Origin of the sequence: Streptomonospora litoralis (assembly GCF_004323735.1) — a bacterium.
GTDB lineage: Bacteria > Actinomycetota > Actinomycetes > Streptosporangiales > Streptosporangiaceae > Streptomonospora > Streptomonospora litoralis.
The window spans coordinates 4162266-4185544 of sequence record NZ_CP036455.1 but is presented as its reverse complement, the minus strand read 5'-3'; the positions used below and the strand labels follow the sequence as shown (position 1 = coordinate 4185544).

Sequence of the window (23279 nt, the reverse complement as noted above, 5' to 3'; positions counted from 1 at the left end):
GAAGTCGGCTATCCCGCCGCGCGCGCGTCGCAGGCCTGGGCGTTCAGCGCGCGCCGCACGCCGGCCTCGCCCTCCACGAGCAGGCGGCGCAGCGCCGGGGCCGGGTGCTGCTTCTCGATGTACTCCTCGGTGCGCCGGATGGTCTCCTCCTCCACGAGGTGGCCGGGGTAGGCCATCTCGGCGAAGGTCTGGGCGAACTCTCCGGTCCACTCCCGCCATGCCTGGTCCAGCAGGGCGAAGTAGCGCTCGACGTAGGGCCGGTACAGCTCGCGCTGCGAGGGCTCGGTGAACCCGGACAGCGTTGCGCGGAACTCCGCGTTGGCCATCTCGCCGGAGCGGATCCGGTCCCACGCCTGGGCCTTGGCCTCGGGGGCGGGGATCGCGGCGCGGCAGCCGGCGGCGTGGCGCTCTCCGGTCGCGGTCGGGTCGAGGTCCAGCTCGGCGGCGATCTCCTTCTCGCCGGCCCGCCCCGCGGTCACCAGCCGGCGCAGCAGCGTCCAGCGCAGGTCGGTATCGATCGTCAGGCCCTCGACCGTGATCGCGCCGTCCAGCAGTCCTTGCAGCAGCGACAGGTGCTCGGCGCCTGCCGCCGCGTCGGCGAACCCGTGGGCGTAAGCCAGCTGCAGGTCGCCGCCGGGTTCGGCCGAGGTGAGCAGATCGCGCAGGCGCCCGGCGAGCATGTCGAAGCCGCTGTCGCGCCAGGAGGGGTCGGTGTACTGGTGCAGCGCCGCCACGGCCTGGCGCAGCAGGGTCTGCACGACCATCACGTCGCCGACGCCGCCGATGCCCGACACCACCAGCCGGACGTGGTCGCGGGCGGCCATCTCGCCGTCGCGGGTCATGTCCCAGGCCGCGGCGAAGCACAACGCGCGCGGCAGCGACTCCGTGATCTCGCCGGCGCTCTCGACGACGGTGCGCAGGGAGCGCTCGTCCAGCCGGATCTTGGTGAAGGTGAGGTCGTCGTCGTTGACCAGGATCAGGTCGGGTCGGGCCTTGCCCACGAGGTCGGGCACCTCGGTGCGCTCGCCGGAGACGTCCAGCTCGACTCGGTCGCGGCGGACCACGCCCTGCTCGGTGCGGTCGTAGAGCCCGACCGCCAGCCGGTGCGAGCGCAGCGTCGGGTACTCCTCGGAGGCCTCCTGGCGCACCGCGAAGGAGGTGAACGCGCCGTCCGCGTCGACCTCGAACTCCGGGCGCATGGTGTTGACGCCGGCGGTCTCCAGCCACTCCCGCGACCAGCTCGACAGGTCGCGGCCCGACGCCTGCTCCAGGTGGCGCAGCAGGTCCGACAGCTCGGTGTTGCCCCAGGCGTGCTCGGCGAAGTAGGCGCGCACCCCGGCGAAGAAGGAGTCCTCACCGACATAGGCCACCAGCTGCTTGAGCACCGAGGCGCCCTTGGCGTAGGTGATGCCGTCGAAGTTGACCTCCACCGCCTGCATGTCGGGGATGTCGGCGGCGATGGGGTGGGTGGAGGGCAGCTGGTCCTGGCGCAGCGCCCACGCCTTCTCCACGTTGGCGAAGGTGGTCCAGGCCTCGGTCCACTTGGTGGCGTTGACCTGGCAGTAGACACTGGCGAAGGTCGCGAACGACTCGTTCAGCCACAGGTCGTCCCACCAGCGCATGGTCACCAGGTCGCCGAACCACATGTGCGCCATCTCGTGCAGGATGGTCTCGGCGCGGCGCTCGTAGCGGGCGTCGGTGACCCGGGAGCGGAAGACGTAGTCCTCCAGGAAGGTCACGGCTCCGGCGTTCTCCATGGCGCCGGCATTGAACTCCGGTACGAAGAGCTGGTCGTACTTGTCGAAGGGGTACCGCAGTCCGAACAGCCGGTGGTAGAAGTCGAAGCCCTGCTTGGTCACTTCGAGGATCGCGTCGGCGTCGAGGTACTCCGCCAGCGAGGCCCGGCAGTAGACGCCGAGCGGGATGCCGTCGTGCTCGTCGCGGACGACGTGGTAGGGGCCGGCGATCAGCGCCGTGATGTAAGTCGAGACCGGGTCGGTCGCGGGGAAGTGCCAGCGCGACTTGGGGCCCTCCGGGTCCTCCACCGCCGCGGCCGAGACGTCCGGGGCACTGTTGGAGACCACCTCGAAGTCGGCCGGCGCGAAAACGGTCAGTTCGAAGGAGGCCTTGAGGTCCGGCTGGTCGAAGCAGGCGTACATGCGCTGGGCGTCGGACGTCTCGAACTGCGTGTAAAGGTAGGTCCGGCCGTCGACCGGGTCCACGAAGCGGTGCAGGCCCTCGCCGGTGCGCATGAAGGCCGCCTCGGCCAGCACCCGCAGTTCGTTGCGGGCCTGCAGGCCGCGCAGTGCGATGCGGCCCCCGTCGAACACCTCGGCCGGGTCCAGCTCCTCGCCGTTGAGCACGACCGAGGACACGCTCGGCGCGGTCAGGTCGATGAAGGTGTCGGCTCCCGGCTCTTCGCAGTCGAACCTGACAACCGTGCGGGACTCGAAGGTCTGGTCGCCGCCGGTGAGGTCGAGCTCCACGGTGTAGGAGCCCACGCTGAGGATGCGAGCCCGCTCCCGTGCCTCCTCGCGCGTCAGATTGCCCGCCACATCCGCTCCCTTCAGGCCGCCGGAGCCCCCGCCGGCCGGATCCGCTGTTTCCCCCGCTGCAGCCCTGCGACGCCAATCGAGGGGTGCGCTGCTTGCCGCGTCCGATCCTGCCACGCTCGCGGCGGGAATGCGGAACCCCGTGGGAATGCGGGACCGGCGGCCGGGGTTGGGCCTGGATGCCGGAGCCGTCCGCGCGCCGCCCGTGCGGTGTGTCGCAGGCGGGCGCTGGGCAGGCGACCGGCACCACGACGAGGCCGACGACTGTGCGAGGAGACCCCTGTGGCTGACGAAGAGCGGGCGAGCGGCGAGACGGTGCCCGTCGACTTCTGGTTCGACCCCTTGTGCCCCTGGGCGTGGATGACGTCGCGGTGGCTGCTCGAAGTCGAGAAGGTGCGGCCGGTGCGCCCCCGCTGGCACGTGATGAGCCTGAGCGTGCTCAACGAGGGCCGCGATCTGCCCGAGGAGTACCGCAAGCTGCTCGATTCCGGATGGGGACCGGTGCGGATCGCGATCGCCGCGGAGCAGCGGTTCGGCGGCGAGGTGCTGGGTCCGCTCTACACCGCGCTGGGCACCCGGTTCCACCACCGCAAGGAGCCGCGCGAGGAGGGGACCTACCGCGCAGCTCTGGCCGAGGCCGGCCTGCCCGAGGACCTGGCCGAGGCGGCCGAGTCCGCCGACTACGACGAGGCGCTGCGCCGCTCCCACCACGACGGCATGGACCGCGTGGGCTACGAGGTGGGCACACCGGTGATCTCCGTGGAAGGGGTGTCCTTCTTCGGCCCGGTCGTCACCCCCGCGCCCAAGGGAGAGGCCGCCGCACGGCTGTGGGACGGCGTGCTCCTGGTCGCCGGCACCGACGGCTTCTTCGAACTCAAGCGCAGCCGCACCCGCGACCCGATCTTCGGCACCGAGGAGTAGGGCGCGTCCCTGCCCGGCCCGCTGCGGCGGCGGGCCGGGCAGGTGGCCTTCGGACAGCCGGACCCCGGCGGCCCCGGGGCGCCGCCCCTGCAGCACCCGACAGAGAGGCCTCGACGATGAGCGCACCCGAGGACGAGCGCGTGGTGGACCTGGACGACGACGGGCCGGACATCCTGCCCGACACCACGCGGGACGAGTACGGCCCCGGGTGGGGCGACGAGCCCGACGACAACACCGCCCGACTGCTGGAGGAGCGGCCGCCGCACTGGTGATAACGCCGATCCCCGCGGCCCCCGGTCGGCGGAATAGTGGAACGCCGTTCTGGGAAAGTGGAGGCCATGCGTTCCCTCTACCTGAACGGCGCCTGGACCTCCTCGGCCTCCAGCGCAGCCATCGACGTCATCAACCCGGCGACCGAGGACGTCGTCGACGCGGTCCCGGCGGGTGACGCCGCCGACGTCGACCGCGCCGTCGCGGCGGCCCGGGAGGCGTTCCCCGACTGGTCGGCCCTGCCCTACACCGAGCGGTGCGCGCACCTCGCACGCGCCCTGGAGCTGCTCCAGCAGCGCGCCGGCGACATCGCGGCGGCCATCGCCACCGACATCGGCGCGCCGCTGAAGTTCGCGCAGAAGGTGCAGACGGGCTTCCCGCTGCTGATGTTCAAAACCTTCCTGGAGCTGGTGGAGGCCGACGGGGAGCGGCTGTTCACCGGCGAGGAGGTCAACAGCTCCCTCGTCGTGCGCGAGCCCTACGGCGTGGTCGGCGCCATCACGCCGTGGAACTACCCCCTGCACCAGATCGTGCTCAAGGCGGTGCCGGCGCTCGCGGCGGGCAACACGTTCGTACTCAAGCCCACCGAGGTGGCCCCGATGGCCGCCTACGCCCTCACCGAGGCGCTGCACGACGCCGGACTGCCCGAGGGTGTGTTCAACCTCGTCTCGGGCACCGGACCCGTCGTAGGCGAGGCCGTCGCGGCCCATCCCGGCGTGGACATGGTCTCCTTCACCGGCTCGGGGCGCGCCGGCAAGCGCGTCAGCGAGGTCGCCGCGGCCACCGTGAAGAAGGTCGCCCTGGAACTGGGCGGCAAGTCGCCCAACGTCGTCCTCGCCGATGCCGACCTCGCCACCGCCGTCCACAACGGGGTGGCCGACGTCATGCGCAACACCGGTCAGAGCTGCGACGCGCTGAGCCGGATGATCGTGCCGCGCGAGCACTACGACGACGCGGTGCGCATCGCCGCGGAGGCGGCGCGGAAATACGCCCCGGGCGACCCCTTCGAGGAGGGCGTGCGCATGGGCCCGGTCGTCTCCGCGGCCCAGCGCGACCGCGTGCGCGACTACATCCAGGCCGGCGTCAAGGAGGGCGCCCGGCTGGTCACCGGCGGCGCCGAAGCGCCCGAGGGCCGCGAGAGCGGCTACTTCGTGCAGCCCACCGTCTTCGCCGACGTGGTCGGCGGTATGCGCGTCGCCCAGGAGGAGATCTTCGGGCCCGTGCTGGTGCTGATGTCCTACGACACCGAGGACGAGGCCGTGCGCATCGCCAACGACACCGACTACGGGTTGTCCGGGGCGGTGTGGTCGGCCGACTCCGACCGCGCGCTGGCCGTCGCGCGGCGCCTGCGCACCGGCCAGGTCAAGATCAACGGCGCCGGCGTGGAGCCGCGCCTGCCCTTCGGCGGCTACAAGCAGTCGGGTGTCGGCCGCGAGTGGGGCATGTACGGCATCGAGGAGTTCTGCGAGGTCAAAGGCATCCAGCGGTAGTCGACCCCGGTGCAGGGCGCCGGCGGGGGTGTGGCATCATCGGCATTCGCGCGGCCGGTGACACCCGCCGCGCGCCGTGTCCGGACACCAACGACGAGGTGTGAGTTGAGCAAGCTGACGGAGTCGAAGGCCGGCCCGCTGAGCAAGGACATCAAGGCCATGGTCATGGCCAACGTGATCGCTCTGGCCTCGCTGGCCCTCTTCGCCGCCATGGGATTGGGCATCGCCTCGGTCGCCACCGGCGAGTCGCTGTTCCAGGCCCTGTAAGACCCCGCGGGCGATGCTCGCGACATCCGTTCGCCCGCTCCCGGCGCTGGGGCGCCGGGGGTGGGCGCTTCTCATGGGAAACTGAAGACGTGCGTGTTTACCTTGGCAGCGACCACGCGGGATTCGAACTGAAGGAGCACCTCGTCGCCTGGCTCAAGGAGCAGGGGCACGAGGTCGCCGACGCCGGTCCCGCCGGCTACGACCCCGCCGACGACTACCCGCCTTTCGTGCTGCGCGCCGCCGAGCAGACGGCCGCGGAACCCGGCTCGCTGGGCGTGGTGATCGGCGGCTCCGGCAACGGCGAGCAGATCGCCGCGAACAAGGTGGCCGGTGTGCGCGCCGCGCTGGCCTGGAGCGAGGAGACCGCGCGACTGGCCCGCCTGCACAACGACGCCAACGTGATCGCGATCGGCGCCCGCATGCACACCCCGCAGGAGGCCGTTCACCTCGTCGGCGTCTTCCTGGCCACCGCCTACAGCGGCGAGTACCGCCACACGCGGCGGATCGCGATGCTCACCGACTACGAGCGCTCCGGCGTCCTGCCGCCTCTGCCCGGCGGCGTCTGAGGGCGGACAGCCGCACCTGGAGCGGCCTCGCACGACGGGCGGCGGATCCGCGGCGCTGCCGGTGCGCGGATCCGCCGGTTCCGGGGCGCCGGCGGGGGAGAGGCGGGTCGCGGTGGCTCCCGCCCGCTGTGGCATGGTCCGCCCGTCGTGCACGCTCTGCCGTGACGGCAATACGGATCCGGATTGCTGGAAAGCCCCCCTCGTGCACGTGCGTGCCGCCCGGGGCGCGGGATCGGCGCGCTTTTCGGCGGGTCAGAAGATGTCGCCGCAGTACGGCCGGTCGGAGCGGTGCAGGGCCGCGTCCAAGCGCTGTACCGCGCCCGGTGCCGCCTCGTCGATCAGTCCGGCCGCCAGGTAGCCGCCCAGTCGGGTGTCTCCGAGGTAGGCGGCGCCCAGGTGCGAGACGTCCAGGCGGATCTCGGGGGAGTCCTCGGTGGCGGAGCAGCGGGCGGCGGTGGTGTCGGCGCTCAGCCGCCACCGTCCGGCGTTCCACGGGCAGTGGCGGTCGGCGACCTCCAGGACGGTGTCGACGGGGGCGGCGTAGCTGCGCCGCTCCAGCGCCGCCTGCAAGTCGACCAGGCGCACCCACAGGTTGTCGACCTGGCGCCGGCGGGCGCGGTAGGGGTCGGACAGCAGATGGAACAGCGGGTCGTCGGGCGGCGCCATGTCGTGGGAGACCTGGAAGACCAGGTCGCGTGTGAGGATGTGCTCCCACAAGAGGGTGTAGGCCGCGGGAGAGGTGGCGTAGAGCTCCTTGATCCGCAGGCTGCCCTCGGAGGCGCCGTGCTCGTCCCACTGCTGCTTGGTCCGGTAGAGCGCGTAGCCCAGCGGGCCGGCGTCGTCCTCGGCGACAGCGCAGAGCAGGGGGCCGTGGCCGCCGCGCTCCGCGGGCGGATCGCGCAGCACCTTGTTCCACCAGGCCGAGCTGCGCTGAAACTCCCCCACCCGCTGCACCGCCGCGGCCTGGTGCACCACCGCCATTCCCTTGCGGGCATCGCCCGCCTCGGTCAGCCGCAGCCGCAGCGCCGGATCGCGCGGTGCTTCGGGCCGCAGCGCCGCCTCCCGGGTGCGCAGGGTGAAATCGAGTGCCGTCGCCGCCGGGCCGTAGCCGAAGCGGCCGTAGATGCCGCCTTCCGAGGCGAACAGGGCGGCGACGTCCTCGCCGCGTTCGCGGATGTCGGCGAACTGGCGGCGCATCAGGGCGCTCAGCACGCCGCGGCGGCGGTGGGTGGGCCACACGCCGACCCCGGTCACGGCGGCGACGGGCCGCGGCCCGCCCGGCAGGGCCATGGTGAAGGAGTGGACGCCGGCCGTGCCGACCGGCTGAGGGCCGTCGAACGCCGCCAGGGTGCGGTCGAGCTCCGTGGTCTCGCGTATCCGGTCCAGGTCGAAGGTGGGCGCCAGCAGCGCTTCGCGGACGGTCTGCGCGACGGCGGGCAGTTCGGACTCCTCGGGTACCCGCACGTGCCATCCCGCGCCGGGCCCCGATTCCGCCGCGGCGGCGTCACGGGAGAAGGACATGTCCACTGTCCCTATCACCGCACCTGTCAAGGGCGCGAGTGAATTTCCGGTCACCGGTTGTGATCGGTCCGCTGTACCGGTTTCCGGCCGTCTGAGACTGTGAATTCGCCGGGAATCGGTGAAGAGCTCCGTGCGAGCCTGACGCGCGGGCGGTTTTCTGCCCATACTGGATCATGCGGGGTTGTATACGGGATTCGGTGTGTACGCTGGGGGGATATCGGTTGGTCCCATACACGGGGCTGTCCCGGGAGGGCCGCGGGGGCGGCGTGCCGGGGTACGCCGTGCGCGCTACAGTGCGGGCACGATGAACGGCAAGCCCACCGCCCCCCTCCTCCGCCATGCGCGTTCGCTGTGGCAGCGCGTGGCGGCGCTACTCCGGCGCAAGGTGCTGTTCCGCTATCGGCTGGTGCTGATCACCCTCGTGCTGCTGGCGGTCGGCATCGGAGTCGGCGCCGTATGGGGGCCACCCGGATGGTTCCCGCCCAGCGCGGTGATCGTGACCGTCGTGGCGGGCGGGCTGCTGCTCAAGCGCAAGAGCCTCGCGTTCCTGCTCGCCGTGGACGCCGCCGTACTGCTGTTCACCGCGTTCAGCCTGGACTTCGCCCAGGTCGGGCCGGGGCTGCTGGTCACCATCGGCGCCACCGCCGTGGTCGCCTACCTGCTTTCGGGCGTGCGCGAGCGCCTGGGCATGCAGGGACTCAGCGGCGAGCGGATGCTGCTGGAGCTGCGTGACCGCCTGCGCGCCCAGGGCGAGCTGCCCGACCTGCCGCACGGCTGGGGCGGCTCGGCGGTGCTGCGCCAGGCCGGGGGCTCCTCGTTCGGCGGGGACTTCGTCGTCTCCATGCGCCAGGGTGACCGCCTGGAGGTCGCGGTGGTCGACGTCTCGGGGAAGGGCGTCGACGCCGGTACTCGCGCGCTGCTGCTCTCCGGTGCGTTCAGCGGCCTGATCACCGCCGTCCCCAGCGCCGAGTTCCTGGCGCACTGCAACCACCACCTCATCCGCACGGCCCTGGGCGAGGGCTTCGTCACGGCGGTGCATCTGAGCCTGGATCTGGACAGCGGCGACTACCTGCTGGCCTCGGCGGGCCATCCGCCGGCGGTGCAGTACGACTACGGCGCGGGCCGGTGGGCCTCCACCGACGCGAAAGGCGTCGTGCTCGGCGTGATGCCCGAGACCCAATACACGCCGGTCAAGGGCCGCCTGCGCCCGGGCGACGCCATCATGCTCTACACCGACGGCCTCATCGAGACCCCCGGAGAGGACCTCGACTCCGGTCTCGACCGGTTGCTGGAGGCGGCCGACAGCGCCGCGCTCCAGGGGTTCGGCGAGGGCGCCGAGACCATCGTCGACATGCTCAGCAAGGACAAGAACGACGACACCGCCCTCGTCGTCATCTGGCGCGACTGAAGCAGGGCGCGGCGTCCTCGGCGCCGCGCTCGTGGCGGTAGGGTCGTCGTGTTCCCCGGGCAGACGAGTGGCGCCTCCTTGCCGCGTCCAGAGGCCCCCCGCGCCCCATGCGGAATTCTCGCGATCGATGAGGGGGTGCTCAGCGTGTCCGACGCCGACGTCGACTCCGGCGAGGAGCTGACCGAGCTGGTCGAAGCCAACGACCTGACCGGCATCCGGTTGTGGCTCGCCGAGCACCAGCCCTATGAGATCGCCGACGAGCTGGAGCGCATGGCCAGCCACGTCGCTCTGGTCCCCTTCCGGCTGCTGGACAAGGACCGCGAGCTGGAGGTCTTCGAGGGGCTGGACCCGGTCCACCAGCAGGAGATCCTGCTGGGGCTGCGCGACGCCGCGTTCCACGAGCTGCTGGAGTCGATGGACCCCGACGACCGGGCGCGGCTCATCGGGGAGGCACCCGCCAAGATCGCCACGCGCGCGCTGGCGGGTCTCAGCCCGGCTCAGCGCAAGATGACGGCTGCGCTGCTGGGCTACCCCGAGGGTTCGGTCGGGCGCTACATGACGCCCGAGACCGTGATCCTGCACCGCGACCTCACAGTGGGCCGCGCGCTGGAGGTCGTGCGGGCGAAGGGCGCCGACGCCGAGACGGTCTACACGCTGCCGGTGGTCGACGACGGACGGCGGCTGGCCGGCACCGTGCAGCTGAGCGACCTCGTGGTCAGCGACGACGACGGCCTGGTCAAGGACATCGTCGACGTGCTGGTTCCGCGGGTGGCCTCGACCGAGCCCGCCGAGGAGGCCGCGCGGTTGATGCAGCAGGCCAACATGGTCGCCCTGCCGGTGGTCGACTCCGAGGAGCGCTTCGTGGGTCTGCTGACCTTCGACGACGCGCTGGAGCTGATCGAGGCCGCCGACTCCGAGGACATCGCCCGCCAGTCCGGAGCGAGTCCGGTGGCCGGCCACTACGTCGCCGCGAGCGTGGTCCGGCTGGCCCGGGCGCGCTCGGTGTGGCTGCTGCTGCTCATCGTGGCGGCCACGCTGACCGTCAACGTGATGCAGGGCTTCCAGGCGACTCTGGAGCAGGTCACCGCCCTGGCGCTGTTCGTGCCGATGCTGACCGGCACCGGCGGCAACGTCGGATCGCAGTCGGCCACCGCCATCGTGCGCGCGCTGGCCGTGGGCGAGGTGCGGTTGCGCGACCTGCCCAAGGTGGCCTGGAAGGAGTCGCGGGTCGGCATTCTGCTGGGAGTGATGCTCGCCTGCATCGCGATGGTCATCGGCACGGCGCTGGTGGGGATGCTGATCGCGCTGGTCGTCGCGGCCTCGGTGATCGCCATCTGTACCTGGGCGGCCGTCATCGGCAGCACCATGCCCCTGCTGGCCCGCCGTGTCGGGGTCGACCCCGCGGTGGTCTCGGCGCCGCTGGTGTCGACGCTCGTGGACGCCACGGGACTGCTGATCTACTTCACCATCGCGCGGCTGATCCTGGGCGTCTGAGTCGCCCGGCCCGTGCGCCGGCGGTGGATCCGGGCCCTCGCGGCGTCGCCGCTTGACACCGGATGGTCACCCGCAGGTATGAATCCCCAGCTGGGCGGGTATCGCCGTGGGCGATCGAAGATCAGTCGAGACGTGTCCTATCAGGGGGTGGACGACATGTCCGAGGGCAGTGCCTTCGACAAGATCAAGAAGGCGGCGAGCGGCCACAAGGACAAGGTAGAGCAGGGCGCCGAGAAGGTTAAGGACTTCGCCAAGGAGAAGACCGGCGGCAAGTACGACGAGAAGATCGACCAGGCCGGCGACTCCGCCACCGACTACATCACCGGTGAAGGCGGCGACTCCGGCCAGTCCGGCGAGTCGGGGTCCGGCGAGTCGGGCGAGTCCCGGCAGCGCTAGCGGAAGGCGCCGCGACAGGCTTATCGCAATGCTGCGGCGGCCGCGGACCGGGGGCACGGTCCGCGGCCGCTGTGCTGTGTGCGGAGGGGACCGCCTGCCGGACGTCGGCGCCGGTGCGGTGGGAGGATGGGAAGCCTGTCCGAAATGCCGGTATACCGTGGGGAGGTCTTCCGCGTTCCGCCGGCCGTCCGAGCCGAGGCGGGCGCGCCGCCGCAGCGGAGGAGGAGCGGACACCGGTGATCCCGACGGGACGGCCCTGCCGACTGGTCGTGTGCCGCGGTTGCTGCTGCGGTACGGCCAAGAAGCGTCCGGGAGTCGACCACGAGGGGCAGTTGGAACGCCTGCGCGGGCTGCGCGACGCCGAGGGCCGCAACGTCCCCGTCCGTACCAGTGACTGCCTGGGACCCTGCTTCCAGGCCAACGTCGTCGTGGTGCAGCCGTCGACCGAAGGGCGCGAATCGGGTGGCCGACCGGTGTGGCTCGGCTCCTTCACCGAGGACCGGTTGGTCGACGACCTGGACTCCTGGATCCGCGCCGGCGGGCCCGGCGCCGTGCCGCTTCCGGACTCGCTGGCGGACCGGGTGACCTCCAAGGACGCCGAGAAGCCGAAGAAGGCCAAGAAGAGCAAGAAGACTAAGAAGTCCAAGAAGGACGAAAAGGCCGATAACTCGGGCAAGGCGACGCGGGGCGAGGATCCGGCGGCGGGCAGGGCGCCAGGAACCGGGAAATCCGGTAAGGCGGACGAGCCGAAGAAGGCCGCGAAGGCTGAGAAGGCCGAAAAGAAGACTCGGAAGAGCAAGAACGGCAAGCGATCCGGCAAGTCCGAGCGCAAGGCGGAGAAGGCCGCGAAGAAGAGCGGCGAAAGGGACAAGAAGGTCGAGAAAAAGAAGAAGGGCTGATCCGAGGGGACGTGAGGCGGTCGCGTGCCCGGCGTCCGCCTCACGTCCGTTCCGTGTCCCGCGGCGGGCCCCCGACACCCCCGCGGGATTCGTCTCCCAGCGGCCCGCGGCCGCTTCAGTCGCCGGCCGTCGCCGCGGCGGGGGTCGCCTCCTTGGAGGAGAAGTAGGTCAGCTTCTCGGCCTGAAGGAGCCCTGAAGGGCCGCGCTTGCAGCTCTTCCACACAACTGGCGGGTGTGCTTCAGGCCGCGTCGTCGGCAGCGTGACTCACTGCCCAGCCCACCACACCCCTGGAAGAGATGGTGCGGGCTGCGTTCACATCGGCATGCTCAGCAAAGCCGCACGACGTGCATCTGAAAGTGGCCTGGTCGGGCCGGTTCCTCTTGTCGATGTGGCCGCACTCGCTGCAACCCTGCGTCGGCTTCGGGCACCTCGCAGGTGGCGTACAGGTACCAGTTGTCGCCGCGCTTGATCAGGTCGGACTCGCCCTTGCGGGCACGGCTGCGTGAGACGCCGAGCCGAAACACTCCGCGCCCGCCCCGTCGCCGGGTCACACGCGCGAGGCCGCCGTCCCTTGCGCGTCCTTCTCCTGGGAGGCGAACTGGGTGCGGTACAGCGCGGTGTACAGCCCGCCCTCGCGCAGCAGTTCCTCGTGGGTGCCGCGCTCCAGGATGCGGCCGTCCTCCAGCACCAGGATCAGGTCGGCCTCGCGCACGGTGGCCAGGCGGTGCGCGATGACCAGCGACGTACGCCCGACGAGCGCGGTGCGCAGAGCCTCCTGCACGGCCGCCTCCGACTCCGAGTCCAGGTGCGCGGTCGCCTCGTCGAGCACCACCACCGACGGCGCCTTGAGCAGCAGCCGCGCGATGGCCAGCCGCTGCTTCTCGCCGCCCGAGAGGCGGTAGCCGCGGTCGCCGACCATCGTGTCGAGACCGTCGGGCAGGTTCGCCAGCAGCCCTTCGAGCTGAGCGGCGCGCATGGCCTCGATCAGCTCCGCGTCGCCGGCTCCGGGGCGCGCGTAGCGCAGATTGTCCCCGACCGTCTCGTGGAACAGTTGCGGATCCTGGGTGACGACGCCCACGGCGTCCCGCAGCGACTGGCTCTTGACGTCGCGCAGATCCTCGCCGCCGATGCGCACCTGCCCCGACAGCGGGTCGTACAGCCGCGAGACGAGGTGGGTCATCGTCGTCTTTCCCGCGCCCGAGGGCCCCACCAGCGCCACGAGCTGCCCGGGTTCGGCGGTGAAGGACACGTCGCTGAGCACCTGGGTGTCCGCCGCGCTCTCCGCCTGGGGCGTCAGCTCCAGGGAGTCCAGCGACGCCTCCTCGGCGGTGGGGTAGCGGAAGGACACCCCGTCGAACTCCACGCCGAGAGGGCCCGCAGGCAGGTCGCGCGCGTCGGGCCGGTCCTCGATCATCGGCTTCAGGTCCAGTACCTCGAACACGCGGTCGAAGCTGACCAGCGCCGTCATGACCTCCACGTGCACGTTCGACAGCGCCGTGATGGGCGCGTACAGGCGGGTCAGCAGGGTCGTCATGGCCACGAGCGTGCCCAGCTGGAACGCGCCGCCGATGACCAGATTGCCGCCGACGCCGTAGACGACGGCGGTCGCCAGCGACGTGATCAGGCCGATCAGGGTGAACAGCAGGCCGCCGAAGACCGCCTGGGCGACACCGATGTCGCGGACGCGGGCGGCGCGCCCCGCGAAGGCGTCCGCCTCCTCCTCGGGGCGCCCGTAGAGCTTGACCAGCATCGCGCCGCCCACGTTGAACCGCTCGGTCATCAGCGAGCTCATCTCGGCGTTGAGGTCCATGCCGTCCCGCGAGATGTTGGCGACCTTGCGGCCGATGAACTTCGCGGGCAGCACGAACAGCGGCACCAGCAGCAGCGCGATCAGGGTGATCTGCCACGACAGCAGCGCCATGGTCGTGATCACGGCGACGGCGCTGATGAGGTTGGAGACCACCGACTGCAGCACCGAGGTGATGGCGCGCTGTGCTCCCACGACGTCGGTGTTGAGGCGGCTGATGAGCGAGCCCGTCTGCGTGCGGGTGAAGAACGCCAGCGGCATCCGCTGCACGTGCCGGAACACCTGGGTGCGCAGCATGTAGATGACGCCTTCGCCGATGCGCGAGGAAAGCCATCGGCTGGTCAGCCCTAGCGCCGCCTCGAAGACGGCGAGCAGCGCGACACCGACCGCCAGCACGGTAACCAGGCTGGTGTCCTGCTGGCTCACGCCGCGGTCGATGATGGCCTTCAGCAGCAGCGGGTTGGCGACGACGATGCCCGAGCTGACCGAGGTGGCCAGCAGGAAGAACGCGATCGAGCGCCAGTGCGGGCGCGCGTAGCCGGCGATGCGCCGCACGGTCCCCGGCGGCAGGCTGGTGCGCTTGGCGCTGCCGTCGTTGACCAGCGACCGGTAAATGGGGGGCCCACCGCCCTGCATCATCGCGCTTCCCCGTTCCTGTCCGTGTCCGCGGTCCCGCGCAGCGCCCTCAGGCGTAGGCACGGTGCCTCTACGAGTGCCTCAACACCACCGACGCATACCTCCTTCCCCGCCGCTCCGCGGGCAGGCCGCCGGCGGCCACGGGGACGCTATCCGGTCGCGGCACACGGGCGTGGCGCCGGGGCGGGCGCGAGGCGGCGCTACAACGAGCGGGTCAGCCGACTCAGCGCGGCACTGGTGGAGCGGCCCCGGGTCATCGGCAGTTCCCATGCCTCGGCGCCCAGCACTTCCGCGCCGCGCCGCTTGGCCGAGGTGTAGGGATCTCCCGCGGTGAAGGCGAGAGCGGCCATGCCCAGCGGTCGCAGCAGGTCGGCGTAGGCGTCCCAGCCGGTCACCTCCGCCGGTCCGGAGACGATGAAAACGCCGTCGACACAGCGCAGCGCGGCCAGCAGCTCCGCCCGCTCGTCCTCGGGGTTGACCGGCCGGCTCGGCCCCTTCCAGGCGCGGACACGCGCGTCGTCCTCGACACCGACGACCACCGGTAGCTCCGGTCGGCGCTGCTGTACCTCGGCGAGGAAGCGGACATGGCCCACATGCAACACGTCGAACGCGCCCGTGACCACGACGGGAGCCTCCGGGGACTCGGGCCGGGCGAACCAGCGCGACGTGAGAGCGGGCACGTGCAGCGGATCGGGACTCGTCATCACTCACCTTCACGGCCGGCGCACCTCGGTCGGTCGGCTGCCCATCCGGCTCCGCCCGCACGCACAACATATCCGCGGCGGCGAATTATGTGCAGTCGGGCCGAGCGAGAGAGCCGGTCGCGGACCGCCCGCCGCTACCCACCGGTGGCGCGGCGAGATCGGTTGCCTTCCTTTGGTGATGCCGATGCACAGGCATGGTGGTCTCATCGCACGCGGCGGAGGACGGTGGACGTGAGAAGAAGTCCCGAGCGCCGGGCGGGACTCTCCCCACGCGGTCGGCGCTGAAGGCGCGCCGAACACGACCGGGCCGGGACGGGGGAGGAGCCATCATGGCAGGCAACACGGAGTCACCCGGGATGCTGACCACGGCGCTGGTCCTGGGCATCGTCGGCGGCGTATTCGGAATCATCGGCGCGATCCTCTGGATGCTGTTCGCCGGTTTCGGTGCCGCTTTCGACATGGCGGGCGCGGGAGCCTTCGCGGGAGGCGGCTTCATCGCCCTCTTCCTCGCCGTGCTGGGCATCGTCGGGTGAGCATTGGCGCGGGCCGCGTCCAAGACGTCCACGCTGCTTCTCCTGATCGCCGGAATCGGCGGGTTCTTCACGGCAGCGTTGGGCTGGGTCGTCGCCGGCCCACTGCTGATCGTCGGTGCGATCCTGGCCTGGTTCGGCCGCAGGAAGAGCGTGGCGGCCCCGCAGGCCGCAACCCCGGCCTGATTCGAGCAGGGGACACGTGCCAGGTCTCCGGGTCACACCGGCAGACCTGGCTTCCGCATTGTCGCGACGGCCTCCTCAGCGGCTCCTCACCCGCAGTACGTGTACAACCGGGTGACACGGTTTCCGAGACCGTGCCAGAGCTTCGACCTGCGGATACGGCCCTCCAGAACAGTGCTTCGGTCTTGACTTCAGTACTAGTTCTGCAATCATTGATGTATGAGTACTCAGATCAGCGATGAGGTGGCCTTCTCCGACCTCTTGCGGCGCCAACGTGAGGTCGCGTACAAGGCGGCCCGGGGCAAGGGTGTGCTGCTGCGTCGGCGCGATGCTGAGGACCTGTTTCTGACGAGTGCCGCGCGCATGGAGACCGCCGAGGAAGGCTTCAGCGTCGTCACGAAGATTTTCGCCTCATTGATGAAGGAAGACGACGGAGCGAGGACCCTGCTCCTAGCGATGCCCGAAGTCTTTCCTTGGGTTCGCTATCTTTCGGCCGAGGAGGTCCGGGAGTTTCTTGTGGAAATAACCCAGACCGTGCGAGCTTGTGATGAATTGGGGAACCTGACTCCGGTGGCGACCGTGGTGAAGGCGTGGCGTTCCACGGCCGAGGCCTACGCCGATCCCGAGCTGCGTGATGCCCTCACTGAGCGGGACGTGGACGACGCTGGTCCGGTTTCTCCCGATGGAGATCTCTAATAATATCTCCGCATGGGTTCACGTGATCGTGACCGGGTTCCCCCTCCCTCCGTGCATAAAGAGTGGGACCTCCGGTTTGGCAAGAATGACGCCAAGAAGGGATGGGAGGAACTCTGCCGGTGCGCTCCGGGAAACACACGCCGCGCATTCGAGGACATCAGATCCGAACCCTGCCCCGAACCGCAGAGACAGAGGCAGCACAGACTCCGTGGACGGTTGTCCACCTACCGGATCAACGGTGAACCCCATCCGCTCTGGTGCTATGAGGTGACCGGCGGCGGCCGAGTTTTCTACTGCGTCGTCGAGGCCAAGCGCCTGGTCTGGCTCATCCACGCGGGGCCCGGGCACCCCAAGGTGACCGATTGAGGCGGTGACGCCCTCCGGGGCCGGTCGGCCCCGGATCCCATCAGGCGGTCTCCGGACGACCCGAGCGCCTCCTGCTGAACGCGACTGCAGCACTGCCCCGCGACGACCGAGGGCCAGGCCCCCGGGTTACCCCCGGCGGACCTGGCCCTTCGGCTGTCAGAGCGGGCGACGGGAATCGAACCCGCATGGCCAGCTTGGAAGGCTGGAGTTCTGCCATTGAACTACGCCCGCATGGCGTCGGCGGCCCGGTGCGTCCTCTAGACTCGTGGAGCCGACGGAGACCAGACTACAGTCTTCGCAGCGCGGGTTGTGCCATCGTTTCACGGCCGTCGGCGCGCGGATCACGGGGAGTAGCGCAGCTTGGTTAGCGCGCATGCTTTGGGAGCATGAGGCCGCGGGTTCGAATCCCGCCTCCCCGACGACATGACTCGTGGTGCCGGGCGTATGCCGCGTGCGCCGTGAGGGGCCCTCTGACTGCCCTAGACTTGGCACGATCAGCAGGAAAACGTTAAAGCCAGCACAGGCCCCGCAGCTCGGTGTCACAGCCTGCGCCGGCCTGCCGGTACGTCAGTCCGGTGGTCGGGGAGTGCGCCCTGAGTGCCGGGTCGTCCCGGAAAACTGCCGGAAATCTAGGAGTACCGCCCCGTGAAGACCGATGTCGAGGAGCTCAGCCCGACCCGGGTCAAGCTGACCATCGAGGTTCCGTTCGAGGAACTTGAGCATGCCTTCGACGTGACCTACAAGTCGCTCGCCAAGCAGGTCCGCATCAAGGGCTTCCGCCCCGGTAAGGCGCCCGCTCGGCTGATCGATCGGCACGTCGGGCGCGGAGCGGTGATCAGCGAAGCGGTGAACCACGCCGTACCCGAGCTGTACAACGAGGCCATCCAGAAGGAGGAGATCTTCGCGCTCGGCCAGCCCGACGTGGAGGTCACCAAGCTGGAGGACAACGACGAACTCGCCTTCACGGCCGAGGTCGACGTGCGCCCCAAGTTCGATGTGCCCGACTACGAGGCCCTGCAGGTCACCGTCGACGACGCCGAGGCCACCGAGGACCAGGTCGAGGAGCAGGTCGGCAACCTGCGCGAGCGGTTCTCGACCCTCGTCGGCGCCGACCGGCCGGTGCAGCACGGCGACCACGTCTCCATCGACCTTTCGGCCGCCGTCGACGGCGAGCCGCTTGAGGACGTGCAGACCAGCGGGCTCTCCTACGAGGTGGGCACCAACACCATCCTGGAGGGCCTCGACGACACTCTCACCGGGATGTCCGAGGGGGAGTCGGCGACCTTCTCCACCAAGCTGGTGGGCGGCGAGCACGAGGGCCGCGAGGCCGACGTCACCGTGACGGTGCACAGCGTCAAGGTCAAGGAGCTGCCCGAGCTCGACGACGAGTTCGCCCAGATGGCCAGCGAGTTCGACACGATGGAGGAGCTGCGCGCCGACGTTCGCTCGCGCATGGCGGAGGTCCGCCGCCTTCAGCAGCTCAACCAGGCCCGCGACCGCGCGCTGGAGAACCTGGTCGAGTCCGTCGAGATCCCGCTGCCCGACTCGGTGGTGGACGAGGAGCTCGGCCGCCGTCGGCAGAGCCTGGAGCAGCAGCTCACCCAGAGCGGGCTGACCAAGGAGTCCTACCTGGAGTCCGCGGAGCAGACCGAGGAGGAGTTCGAGGAGGAGCTCAAGCAGGGCGCCACCTCCGCGGTCAAGGCCGGCTTCATCCTGGACCAGCTCGCGCTGCAGGAGGAGCTCGCCGCGGACAACAACGAGCTGAGCCAGTACGTCATGGAGCAGGCCCAGCGCATGGGGGTCTCGCCCGACCAGCTCGCCCAGCACCTCGTCGAGTCCAACCAGATTCAGGTGGCCTACACCGAGGTCGTGCGCTCCAAGGCGCTGGACCTGGTGATGGAGAAGGCGACGATCACCGACGAGTCGGGCAACGTTGTCGAGCAGCAGTCCGGTGACGAGGCCGGCGTCGGCGAGGCGGAGTCCGCGGCCGACACCGAGGAGGCCGTCGAGGAGAGCGCCGAGGAGCTGGAGTCCGACGAGGCGGAGCGCAAGTAGTCCGCCACCACCCTCGACGGCGGCGCCCCGCGCCGCCGCGATCGCAGAACGAGCCCCGTCGCCGCGCCCGCACCACGCAGGGCCGGTGCGGGGCTCGTGCGCTCAATGCAGAACGCCCAGGTAGGCGCCGCGGCACCTGCGCTCAAAGCGAACAGGCCCGCCATACGTGCGAGCCCGGCCGCTGCGGGCGTTAGTGTCGCAGGCGTCGCAACCGTTTCGAGTCCGGAGCAGGTGACGAGAGTGCCGCCGACCTTCAACGAGTCCCAAATCGACGCCCGTACGCCCGAGTCGCCTATTCCTTCGATGTATGAGCAGACGTCCCAGCGCCTGCTGCGCCAGCGCATCGTCTTCCTCGGCCAGCAGGTCGACGACGACATCGCCAACCGCATCGTGGGCGAGCTGCTGCTGCTGTCGGCCGAGGACCGCCAGCGCGACATCACGCTCTACATCAACTCCCCGGGCGGTTCGGTGACCGCCGGCATGGCGATCTACGACGTCATGCAGTACATCCCCAACCACGTCCGCACCGTGGGCATGGGTATGGCGGCGTCCATGGGCCAGCTCCTGCTGTGCGCAGGTGCGCCCGGCAAGCGCTACGCGCTGCCGCACACCCGCGTCATGATGCACCAGCCTTCCGGCGGGATCGGGGGAACGGCCTCCGACATCCGAATCCTGGCCGACCAGCTGCTGTACGTGAAGCGGATGTTCTTCGAGCGCGTCTCGCTGCACACGGGCCAGACCCAGGAGGAGATCGAGAAGGACGCCGACCGCGACCGCTGGTTCACCGCGCAGGAGTCCAAGGACTACGGCTTCATCGACGAGGTGCTGGAGGGCACGCTCGACGTGACCGGCGAGCAGAGGTAACCCGCGACCCCGTCCGTGCGGATCAGGTGCACTGTGGAAGGCCAGAACATGACCGAGTACAACGCGAGCCCCTACGGCGGCGGCATGGCGCCGCAGAGCCCGCAGAGCCGCTACATCCTGCCCTCCTACGTCGAGCGCACGTCGTACGGCGTCAAGGAGATGAACCCCTACAATAAGCTCTTCGAAGAGCGGATCATCTTCGTGGGCGTGCAGATCGACGACGTCTCCGCGAACGACATCATGGCGCAGCTCATCACGCTTGAGCAGATCGACGCCGACCGGGACATCCAGATGTACATCAACTCCCCGGGCGGCTCGTTCACGGCGCTGATGGCCATCTACGACACCATGCAGTTCGTCCGCCCCGACATCCAGACGGTGTGCATCGGCCAGGCGGCCTCGGCGGCCGCGGTGCTGCTCGCCGGAGGGACCAAGGGCAAGCGCGGCTGCCTGCCCAACGCCCGCGTGCTGATCCACCAGCCCGCGGCCGAGGGTGCCTACGGCCAGGCCAGCGACATCGAGATCCAGGCCAACGAGATCATGCGCATCCGCGAGCAGATGGAGGTCACGCTCGCGCGGCACACCGGCCAGAGCCAGGAGCAGATCTCGCAGGACATCGAGCGGGACAAGATCCTTACCGCCGAAGGCGCCAAGGACTACGGGATGGTCGACTACGTCCTCCCGTACCGCAAGACGTCCCAGAAGTAGGGACGAGCCGGGCCGCGAGCGTCGGAGGCGGACCGGCCGCCACACGCCGTGGGACCGAAGTGTGGTGATGCCGGTCCGCAACTTCGCTTAGTCTCGGAGGAACGACGCACAGATCGCCCCGACCATCGTTCGCCCGGAGGGCATATCCTCACAGAAGCGGTAGCTTGCTCGGACAGAGGGCGCGTCATCCGCTTTCGCGGCACCGCCGGGTGGCCGATGACGGGGTGGCCTACGTTTTAAGGAGTGGCTGGGTGGCACGCATCGGCGACGGTGGAGACCTGCTGAAGTGCTCGTTCTGCGGCAAGAGCCAGAAGCAGGTGAAGAAGCTCATTGCCGGCCCCGGCGTTTACATCTGCGATGAGTGCATCGATCTGTGCAACGAGATCATCGAAGAGGAACTCGCCGATTCCACTGAACTGAAGTGGGACAGCCTGCCCAAGCCGCGCGAGATCTACGAGTTCCTCGACTCCTACGTGATCGGTCAGGAGCAGGCGAAGAAGGCCCTTTCGGTCGCGGTCTACAACCACTACAAGCGCGTGCAGTCCGAAGGCGACCGCCCGCGCGACGAGGACGTGGAGATCGCCAAGTCCAACATCCTGCTGCTGGGCCCCACCGGCTCGGGCAAGACCCTGCTTGCCCAGACCCTGGCCAAGATCCTCAACGTCCCCTTCGCCATCGCCGACGCCACCGCGCTCACCGAGGCCGGCTACGTGGGCGAGGACGTCGAGAACATCCTGCTCAAGCTGATCCAGGCCGCCGACTACGACGTCAAGAAGGCCGAGACCGGCATCATCTACATCGACGAGGTCGACAAGGTCGCGCGCAAGAGCGAGAACCCCTCGATCACCCGCGACGTCTCGGGCGAGGGCGTGCAGCAGGCGCTGCTGAAGATACTGGAGGGGACCACCGCCAGCGTGCCCCCGCAGGGCGGTCGCAAGCACCCCCACCAGGAGTTCATCCAGATCGACACCACCAACGTGCTGTTCATCTGCGGCGGCGCGTTCGCAGGGCTGGAGAAGATCGTCGAGTCCCGCGTGGGCAAGCAGGGGATGGGCTTCAACGCGGTGCTGCGGCCTTCGCCCACCACCGGCGAGGACGCCTCCGACCAGTTCACCGACGTGATGCCGGAGGACCTGCTCAAGTTCGGACTGATCCCGGAGTTCGTCGGCCGCCTCCCGGTCATCACCAGCGTGCACAACCTGGACCGCCAGGCGCTCGTCCGCATCCTCACCGAACCGCGCAACGCCCTGGTCAAGCAGTACCAGCGGCTGTTCGAGCTGGACAACGTGGAGCTGCAGTTCAGCGACGACGCCCTCGACGCGATCGCCGAGCAGGGCATCATCCGCGGCACCGGCGCCCGCGGCCTGCGCGCCATCATCGAGGAGGTGCTGCTCTCGGTGATGTACGAGGTGCCCAGCCGCGAGGACGTCGGCCAGGTCATCATCACCCGCGAGGCGGTGCTGGAGCACGTGAACCCCACGATCGTGCCGCGTACCAAGCGCGGCCCCGAGCGCGAGGAGAAGAGCGCCTGAGCGGCGCCGCCGACCCGACGTAACGGCGCGACCGCGGGCACCGGCCTGCGGCCGCGCCTCTTTCGTGTGTGCTCCGGGCCCGGCGGCTCACGGCGAGCCGACCGCGGCGCCGGGCTCCTCCTGCCATCCCTCGATCGGCTCCTGCTCCATGGCCTGCACCAGCCACACGAACCAGATGCCGACTACGAGCCCCGCGACCAGCACGGCTGCCGCGCAGCCGAGCGCGACCCACTTCACCGCTCTCATGTTCCTCCCGTCTCGGTGCGGCTTGCGTCGCTGGGACGCGGCGACTGCTGCCGCGGTTCCGGGATCGGGCGGGCTTCGGGCGCTACGAGGCGGGCCGCCGGCGGCGTGATGGCGGAGCGACTGCCGCGGTGGGTGTCGGCGGCCCCGTCAGCCGTCGATGATCTCGTCCATGCGGTTGATGTCGGCCGTCTGCTCGGCGATGACGTCGGCGGCCATGCGCAGCACCATCGGGTGCTTGCCTTCGAGGGTGACCTCCTCGGCCATGGTGATGGCCCCCTCGTGGTGGGCGGTCATCAGCTCGACGAACAGCCGGTCGAACTCCGCGCCATCTGCCGACCGCAGTTCGTCGAGCTGGCGCTGACTGGCCATTCCGGGCATGTCGGAGTGGTCGAGGTTCACCGGGCAGCCGTCCGGGGAGCCGTCGGAGCCGCCGGTCGCGTGCCCGCCGTGGCCGCCCTCGGGGCCGTGGGCGCAGAACCCCGCGTGGTTGGGGTTCTCCTCCGCGGGGTCGTAGACGTTCTGCTCCATCCAGGCCTCCATGGCCTCGATCTCCGGGCCCTGTGCGGAGGAGATGCGGTCGGCCATCGTCCTGATGTCCCCACTTTCGACGCGGCCCTCGACCATGTCGGTCATCACCAGAGCCTGGCCGTGGTGCTCGATCATCATCAGGATGTACTCGACGTCGGCCTCGTTGTGTCCCAGGCCCGCCGCGGCGGCGTCGATCTGCTCCTGCGAGGCCGGTGTGGCGGACTCCCCGGGCGCGCCGGGATCGAGGATCGGCGGGCCGTCGGCCTGCCCGCCACCGCCGGTGCAGGCCGCCAGGCCGCCGAAGAGGACGAGGGCGGCCGCGACCGCCGTGACCCTGTGCCGCACGGGGGCTCCTTCCGCGGTGGGACGAGGGCGGCCCCGGGTGCCGCCCTGACTGGATTGTGTACTCGTCGCAGCGGCGGTTGTCCAGGACCCGCGGGCCCCGCGGACCCCGGCCGACCGGGGCGCTCGCGTCGGTACGGCGCGGCTGGGCGCATCCGAACGCGAGTGCTTTCCCAGTTCAACGGCTATTTTTCCGGTGATGTTGGCGTGTTGTGCAATGAATCGCGCTAATGATCACCGATCGTAGAACCGAGGTCGCGGGAGTGTGCTCCTATGTACAACGCGTCCCTTGCTCGG

General features: G+C 70.0%; 23 protein-coding genes, 2 tRNA genes and 1 pseudogene. 18 read left to right on the top strand and 8 right to left on the bottom strand.

Annotated elements, in window-relative coordinates:
- Positions 1-8 precede the first annotated feature (8 nt).
- The gene (pepN, locus tag EKD16_RS17620; RefSeq protein ID WP_131099387.1) at positions 9-2555 is read right to left on the bottom strand and encodes an aminopeptidase N; all 2547 of its coding nucleotides are present in this window, start codon (positions 2553-2555) and stop codon (positions 9-11) included.
- A gap of 279 nt (positions 2556-2834) precedes the next feature.
- Here pepN and EKD16_RS17615 point away from each other — a divergent pair, with 279 nt between their 5' ends.
- The 5 genes from EKD16_RS17615 (at position 2835) to EKD16_RS17605 (ending at position 6066) form a co-directional block, all read left to right on the top strand.
- Positions 2835-3473, top strand: coding sequence for a mycothiol-dependent nitroreductase Rv2466c family protein (locus EKD16_RS17615; protein WP_207391333.1), 639 nt, complete (start codon positions 2835-2837; stop codon positions 3471-3473).
- A gap of 116 nt (positions 3474-3589) precedes the next feature.
- Positions 3590-3745 (top strand): hypothetical protein, encoded by a 156-nt coding sequence (locus EKD16_RS25440; RefSeq protein ID WP_165498597.1) that lies wholly within the window; start codon positions 3590-3592, stop codon positions 3743-3745.
- Between the two features lie 66 nt (positions 3746-3811).
- On the top strand, positions 3812-5233 hold the full coding sequence (locus tag EKD16_RS17610) for an aldehyde dehydrogenase family protein (RefSeq protein WP_131099386.1): 1422 nt from the start codon (positions 3812-3814) through the stop codon (positions 5231-5233).
- A gap of 105 nt (positions 5234-5338) precedes the next feature.
- Positions 5339-5500 (top strand): hypothetical protein, encoded by a 162-nt coding sequence (locus tag EKD16_RS25435; RefSeq protein ID WP_165498596.1) that lies wholly within the window; start codon positions 5339-5341, stop codon positions 5498-5500.
- Positions 5501-5589: 89 nt separating this feature from the next.
- Entirely contained in the window at positions 5590-6066 is a 477-nt protein-coding gene (locus tag EKD16_RS17605; protein WP_131099385.1) for a ribose-5-phosphate isomerase, read from the top strand.
- Between the two features lie 252 nt (positions 6067-6318).
- On the opposite strand, the gene EKD16_RS17600 is transcribed toward EKD16_RS17605, so the two are convergent.
- On the bottom strand, positions 6319-7587 hold the full coding sequence (locus tag EKD16_RS17600) for a GNAT family N-acetyltransferase (RefSeq protein ID WP_131099384.1): 1269 nt from the start codon (positions 7585-7587) through the stop codon (positions 6319-6321).
- 304 nt (positions 7588-7891) lie between these two features.
- Here EKD16_RS17600 and EKD16_RS17595 point away from each other — a divergent pair, with 304 nt between their 5' ends.
- The 4 genes from EKD16_RS17595 (at position 7892) to EKD16_RS17580 (ending at position 11784) form a co-directional block, all read left to right on the top strand.
- Positions 7892-8995 carry a PP2C family protein-serine/threonine phosphatase gene (locus EKD16_RS17595; protein WP_131099383.1) on the top strand — a complete coding sequence of 368 codons (1104 nt, stop codon included), beginning with the start codon at positions 7892-7894 and terminating at the stop codon, positions 8993-8995.
- Between the two features lie 144 nt (positions 8996-9139).
- The gene (gene mgtE / locus EKD16_RS17590) at positions 9140-10489 is read left to right on the top strand and encodes a magnesium transporter (protein ID WP_394347283.1); all 1350 of its coding nucleotides are present in this window, start codon (positions 9140-9142) and stop codon (positions 10487-10489) included.
- A gap of 156 nt (positions 10490-10645) precedes the next feature.
- Positions 10646-10885 (top strand): antitoxin, encoded by a 240-nt coding sequence (locus EKD16_RS17585; RefSeq protein WP_131099381.1) that lies wholly within the window; start codon positions 10646-10648, stop codon positions 10883-10885.
- A gap of 236 nt (positions 10886-11121) precedes the next feature.
- Entirely contained in the window at positions 11122-11784 is a 663-nt protein-coding gene (locus EKD16_RS17580; RefSeq protein WP_131099380.1) for a (2Fe-2S) ferredoxin domain-containing protein, read from the top strand.
- Between the two features lie 239 nt (positions 11785-12023).
- Here the strand turns inward: EKD16_RS17580 and EKD16_RS17575 are convergent.
- From EKD16_RS17575 to EKD16_RS17565, 3 genes and pseudogenes are all read right to left on the bottom strand, one after another.
- Positions 12024-12188, bottom strand: a pseudogene (locus tag EKD16_RS17575) (zinc ribbon domain-containing protein); the annotation flags it as partial.
- A gap of 144 nt (positions 12189-12332) precedes the next feature.
- On the bottom strand, positions 12333-14231 hold the full coding sequence (locus EKD16_RS17570) for an ABC transporter ATP-binding protein (RefSeq protein WP_131099379.1): 1899 nt from the start codon (positions 14229-14231) through the stop codon (positions 12333-12335).
- A 197-nt stretch (positions 14232-14428) separates the two neighbouring features.
- On the bottom strand, positions 14429-14932 hold the full coding sequence (locus tag EKD16_RS17565; protein WP_131099378.1) for an adenylyltransferase/cytidyltransferase family protein: 504 nt from the start codon (positions 14930-14932) through the stop codon (positions 14429-14431).
- A 329-nt stretch (positions 14933-15261) separates the two neighbouring features.
- On the opposite strand from EKD16_RS17565, the gene EKD16_RS17560 reads away from it, so the two are divergent.
- The 4 genes from EKD16_RS17560 (at position 15262) to EKD16_RS26195 (ending at position 16707) form a co-directional block, all read left to right on the top strand.
- Positions 15262-15465, top strand: a complete 204-nt coding sequence (locus tag EKD16_RS17560; protein ID WP_131099377.1) for a hypothetical protein — start codon at positions 15262-15264, stop codon at positions 15463-15465.
- A gap of 3 nt (positions 15466-15468) precedes the next feature.
- The gene (locus tag EKD16_RS17555) at positions 15469-15648 is read left to right on the top strand and encodes a hypothetical protein (protein ID WP_131099376.1); all 180 of its coding nucleotides are present in this window, start codon (positions 15469-15471) and stop codon (positions 15646-15648) included.
- A 216-nt stretch (positions 15649-15864) separates the two neighbouring features.
- Positions 15865-16341, top strand: a complete 477-nt coding sequence (locus EKD16_RS17550) for a DUF6247 family protein (protein ID WP_131099375.1) — start codon at positions 15865-15867, stop codon at positions 16339-16341.
- Positions 16342-16557: 216 nt separating this feature from the next.
- Complete coding sequence (locus EKD16_RS26195) at positions 16558-16707, top strand: hypothetical protein (RefSeq protein ID WP_242677025.1); 150 nt, start codon at positions 16558-16560, stop codon at positions 16705-16707.
- Positions 16708-16867: 160 nt separating this feature from the next.
- Here EKD16_RS26195 and EKD16_RS17540 read toward each other — a convergent pair.
- Positions 16868-16938 (bottom strand) — tRNA-Gly (locus tag EKD16_RS17540).
- 113 nt (positions 16939-17051) lie between these two features.
- Between EKD16_RS17540 and EKD16_RS17535 the strand changes: the two genes are divergently transcribed.
- The 5 genes from EKD16_RS17535 to clpX all read left to right on the top strand — a co-directional run bounded on the left by EKD16_RS17535 (position 17052) and on the right by clpX (position 21866).
- A tRNA-Pro gene (locus tag EKD16_RS17535) sits at positions 17052-17126 on the top strand.
- Between the two features lie 226 nt (positions 17127-17352).
- A complete protein-coding gene (gene tig / locus EKD16_RS17530) occupies positions 17353-18762 on the top strand; it encodes a trigger factor (RefSeq protein ID WP_131099373.1) in 1410 nt (469 codons plus the stop codon).
- 267 nt (positions 18763-19029) lie between these two features.
- Positions 19030-19626 (top strand): ATP-dependent Clp protease proteolytic subunit, encoded by a 597-nt coding sequence (locus tag EKD16_RS17525; RefSeq protein WP_341351896.1) that lies wholly within the window; start codon positions 19030-19032, stop codon positions 19624-19626.
- Positions 19627-19674: 48 nt separating this feature from the next.
- Positions 19675-20334, top strand: a complete 660-nt coding sequence (locus EKD16_RS17520) for an ATP-dependent Clp protease proteolytic subunit (protein ID WP_131099371.1) — start codon at positions 19675-19677, stop codon at positions 20332-20334.
- A gap of 251 nt (positions 20335-20585) precedes the next feature.
- Positions 20586-21866: an ATP-dependent Clp protease ATP-binding subunit ClpX gene (clpX, locus tag EKD16_RS17515; protein ID WP_131099370.1), complete on the top strand. Its 1281-nt coding sequence runs from the start codon at positions 20586-20588 to the stop codon at positions 21864-21866.
- An 87-nt stretch (positions 21867-21953) separates the two neighbouring features.
- On the opposite strand, the gene EKD16_RS25430 is transcribed toward clpX, so the two are convergent.
- Both EKD16_RS25430 and EKD16_RS17510 read right to left on the bottom strand, forming a co-directional pair.
- Positions 21954-22112: a hypothetical protein gene (locus EKD16_RS25430; protein ID WP_165498595.1), complete on the bottom strand. Its 159-nt coding sequence runs from the start codon at positions 22110-22112 to the stop codon at positions 21954-21956.
- 147 nt (positions 22113-22259) lie between these two features.
- On the bottom strand, positions 22260-22985 hold the full coding sequence (locus EKD16_RS17510; protein WP_207391332.1) for a DUF305 domain-containing protein: 726 nt from the start codon (positions 22983-22985) through the stop codon (positions 22260-22262).
- Positions 22986-23279 lie beyond the last annotated feature (294 nt).

What these genes read in the sequence shown, in the direction of transcription:
- EKD16_RS17520 (WP_131099371.1), top strand. Translation starts at nt 19,675, where the DNA reads ATGACCGAGTACAACGCGAGCCCCTACGGCGGCGGCATGGCGCCGCAG.
- EKD16_RS25430 (WP_165498595.1), bottom strand. Translation starts at nt 22,112, where the DNA reads ATGAGAGCGGTGAAGTGGGTCGCGCTCGGCTGCGCGGCAGCCGTGCTG.
- EKD16_RS17565 (WP_131099378.1), bottom strand. Translation starts at nt 14,932, where the DNA reads ATGACGAGTCCCGATCCGCTGCACGTGCCCGCTCTCACGTCGCGCTGG.
- EKD16_RS17595 (WP_131099383.1), top strand. Translation starts at nt 7,892, where the DNA reads ATGAACGGCAAGCCCACCGCCCCCCTCCTCCGCCATGCGCGTTCGCTG.
- EKD16_RS17600 (WP_131099384.1), bottom strand. Translation starts at nt 7,587, where the DNA reads ATGTCCTTCTCCCGTGACGCCGCCGCGGCGGAATCGGGGCCCGGCGCG.
- EKD16_RS25440 (WP_165498597.1), top strand. Translation starts at nt 3,590, where the DNA reads ATGAGCGCACCCGAGGACGAGCGCGTGGTGGACCTGGACGACGACGGG.
- EKD16_RS17570 (WP_131099379.1), bottom strand. Translation starts at nt 14,231, where the DNA reads ATGATGCAGGGCGGTGGGCCCCCCATTTACCGGTCGCTGGTCAACGAC.
- EKD16_RS17610 (WP_131099386.1), top strand. Translation starts at nt 3,812, where the DNA reads ATGCGTTCCCTCTACCTGAACGGCGCCTGGACCTCCTCGGCCTCCAGC.
- EKD16_RS17585 (WP_131099381.1), top strand. Translation starts at nt 10,646, where the DNA reads ATGTCCGAGGGCAGTGCCTTCGACAAGATCAAGAAGGCGGCGAGCGGC.
- EKD16_RS17550 (WP_131099375.1), top strand. Translation starts at nt 15,865, where the DNA reads ATGAGTACTCAGATCAGCGATGAGGTGGCCTTCTCCGACCTCTTGCGG.
- EKD16_RS17560 (WP_131099377.1), top strand. Translation starts at nt 15,262, where the DNA reads ATGGCAGGCAACACGGAGTCACCCGGGATGCTGACCACGGCGCTGGTC.